The 2825-nt window shown below is 37.4% G+C and carries 2 protein-coding genes and 1 pseudogene; all 3 read left to right on the forward strand.

Annotated elements, in window-relative coordinates:
• The first annotated feature begins 171 nt into the window (after positions 1-171).
• On the forward strand, positions 172-1719 hold the full coding sequence (gene istA, locus JCM21714_RS17635) for an IS21 family transposase (protein WP_035726440.1): 1548 nt from the start codon (positions 172-174) through the stop codon (positions 1717-1719).
• Positions 1716-2474, forward strand: a pseudogene (istB, locus tag JCM21714_RS17640) (IS21-like element helper ATPase IstB). The gene istA and the pseudogene istB overlap by 4 nt, the downstream one beginning before the upstream one ends.
• Positions 2471-2671: a hypothetical protein gene (locus tag JCM21714_RS17645; protein WP_035726443.1), complete on the forward strand. Its 201-nt coding sequence runs from the start codon at positions 2471-2473 to the stop codon at positions 2669-2671. The pseudogene istB and the gene JCM21714_RS17645 overlap by 4 nt, the downstream one beginning before the upstream one ends.
• Positions 2672-2825 lie beyond the last annotated feature (154 nt).

Genomic DNA, 2825 nt, shown 5'->3' on the forward strand with positions numbered 1-2825 from the left:
TGAATATTGCGGATGAATAGAGCCACTTGTGCGGAGTTTTGAGCCAGTCATTGCGGAAGATTGAGCCACCGTTTGCGGACGAGAGAGCCAATAATATAAAAAAGAACGACCTCTTGTATAATAAAGGTTGCATGCATGCAAGCATGACATTATTATACAGGAGGTTTTTTTGTGATTAATTGTCGTAAGATTCTGGAGTTGTATTTTGAAAAGGTCAGTCAAAGAACGATTAGTTCTAGTACTGGGCATTCGAGAAATACAGTCTCTGAGGTCGTTCATCGAGCCAAGAAACTTGGTGTGGAAAGCTTGAACGACATCATGACCAATCTATGGCTAGAAGCGTTTCTTTTTCCAGAGAAACAAGCTATTGAGAAAGGTTACTTCCCGGTTGATTGGGAAAAAGTGCATAAGGAATTACAAAAGAAGAATGTGACTTTGACTTTATTGCATTTTGAGTATGCAACGGAAGCACGTGAGGGTGGAAAGATTCCTTATGCTTATCGCACATTTGCCGAGAATTATGGAAAATATGCGAAGAAGTACAAATTAACAATGCCTATCCTAAGAAAACCTGGTGAAAGTATGGAAGTAGATTGGGCAGGCTCTACGTTAGAAATTATTGATCGTTCAACAGGAGAAGCGATACCAGCTTATGTTTTTACTGCAACCTTACCTTATAGTCAATTCAGCTATGTAGAAGCATTCTTGGATATGAAATCAGCGAACTGGCTTATCGCTCATATTCATGCATTAGAGTATTTCGGAGGTGTTCCTGAAACCTTGGTTCCAGATAATTTAAAAACAGGGGTTACGAAAGCTCTTCGGGGTGAGCCTATTCTTAATGAGGCCTATCGAGAACTAGCAGACTATTATCGTACTGTGATTGTTCCGAGTCGTGTCAGAAAACCAAAGGATAAACCAAGTGTCGAAGGGACAGTTGGATATATTTCTCGACAGATTATAGCTTCACTAAGAAACTATCATTGTTTTCATATCGAAGATTTGAATCAGAAGATCTTTGAAAAGCTAGAGGAAATCAATACCATTGATTTTCAAAAACGACCTGGTTCTCGTAAAAAGGTGTTTGAGGAAGAAGAGAAATCCTACCTTCAACAGCTTCCTCAAACACGTTACAAACTTACGGAATGGAAATCAGCAAAAGTTCAACTGAACTACCACATCCAAGTTGAACGAATGTATTATTCCGTTCCATATGATTACGTCCGTGAGTATGTCGATGTTCGATTAACCACGGATCTAATTGAAGTTTACTTTAAAGAAGCTCGAATTGCATCCCATAAAAGACTAAATGGTGAGATAGGTCAATATTCTACAAACATTGACCATATGCCTGATAATCATCGATTATATCTAGAACACAATCCTGAAAACAATCGCAAATGGGCAGAGACGATTGGAACTTCTATGGTGCAATTTGTTTCTCATATCCTAGAAATTAATGTTGAAAAGAAAGCATTAAATATCCTTAGTACATTAAGAAATCTATCAACAAAATACTCAAAGGATGAATTGGAAAAATCAACACAAATATTACTAGAAATTTCAACAAACCCTACAGTTTCTGTATTAAAGGGTGTGTTGGAAAGAAGTAAGAAGCGAAAACAAAATCAAAAGGCAGAAAAAAATAGCGATCAAACTAACATCGATGACCATGGGTTTGTACGCGGAGCTAAATACTTTGGAGGGAATAAAAAATGATGAACCAAGAAACGTTATGTAAGTTAACTGAAATGAAAATGGGTGCAATGGCAGAATTATATCAGCGACAAGGACAGAATAATGAATATCAAGGCATGGATTTTGATGATCGTTTCAACCTTTTGGTAGATTATGAGTATGATCGTCGATAAATCTAATAAACTCGAACGACTAATTAAACAAGCAACATTTAATGAGCCAACAGCAGCTATAGAAGATATAGAATATCATCCTGATCGCAATCTAGATAAGAAATTAATTCTGGAGTTGGCAACAGGAAACTACATTCAAAATCACCATAATATTATTTTAATGGGGGGGCATCAGGAAACGGAAAAACATGGATATCTAACGCCTTTGGAGTTCATGCGTGTCGGCAATTTTATAAAGTAAAGTATATCAGATTACCAGAATTACTTGATGAATTAGCTGTAGCGAAGTATGAAGCCGATGGTAGTTTCCGTAGGATCATTCAAAAATATAAGAAGATTGATTTATTGGTACTTGATGAATGGTTATTAACGGAGCTTTCAGAAGAGCATGTACTTCATGTGCTGGAAATTGTTGAGGCAAGATTAAAGCGAGCATCCACTATTTTCTGTTCACAGTTTTCACCTGAAGGTTGGCACACAAAGCTTGGGCAGGCACAAGTAGCTGATGCGATTCTTGATCGTATCGTTCACGATTCTCACAAGATTCTAGTAGATGGTGAAGTTTCAATGAGAGAACGTCATGGATTGGCGGTAATGAAATGATTCCTGAAGAAGTTGAAAACCGAATAGCAAAGTATTTTTTCCATAATTATTTACCTGATGAAGTGATGATGGATATTGTAGATAAACTTTTACCGCCGTGTATAGATACCGAGAAAGAGAATTTAGACATTGATGAACTTGTTCGTTGGGCTCTTGAAATTATAAAGGAACAGTTAGAAGATAAAAGATTTAAATGAAATAACGAGCCATTGGAATGTGCCATTCCAATGGCTTGTTATATTTTATCCTTTAAAAACCAAGTGGCTCTCGCTTCCGCATTCACTGGCTCTATTGTCCGCAAACGGTGGCTCAAAACTCCGCACAGGTGGCTCAATCTGTCCGCAATACTCA

Origin of the sequence: Gracilibacillus boraciitolerans JCM 21714, assembly GCF_000521485.1 — a bacterium.
Taxonomy (GTDB): Bacteria; Bacillota; Bacilli; order Bacillales; family Amphibacillaceae; genus Gracilibacillus; species Gracilibacillus boraciitolerans.

Bases quoted from the DNA above. Each gene is read 5' to 3' on its own strand.
- JCM21714_RS17645 (WP_035726443.1), top strand. From the start codon at position 2,471: ATGATTCCTGAAGAAGTTGAAAACCGAATAGCAAAGTATTTTTTCCAT.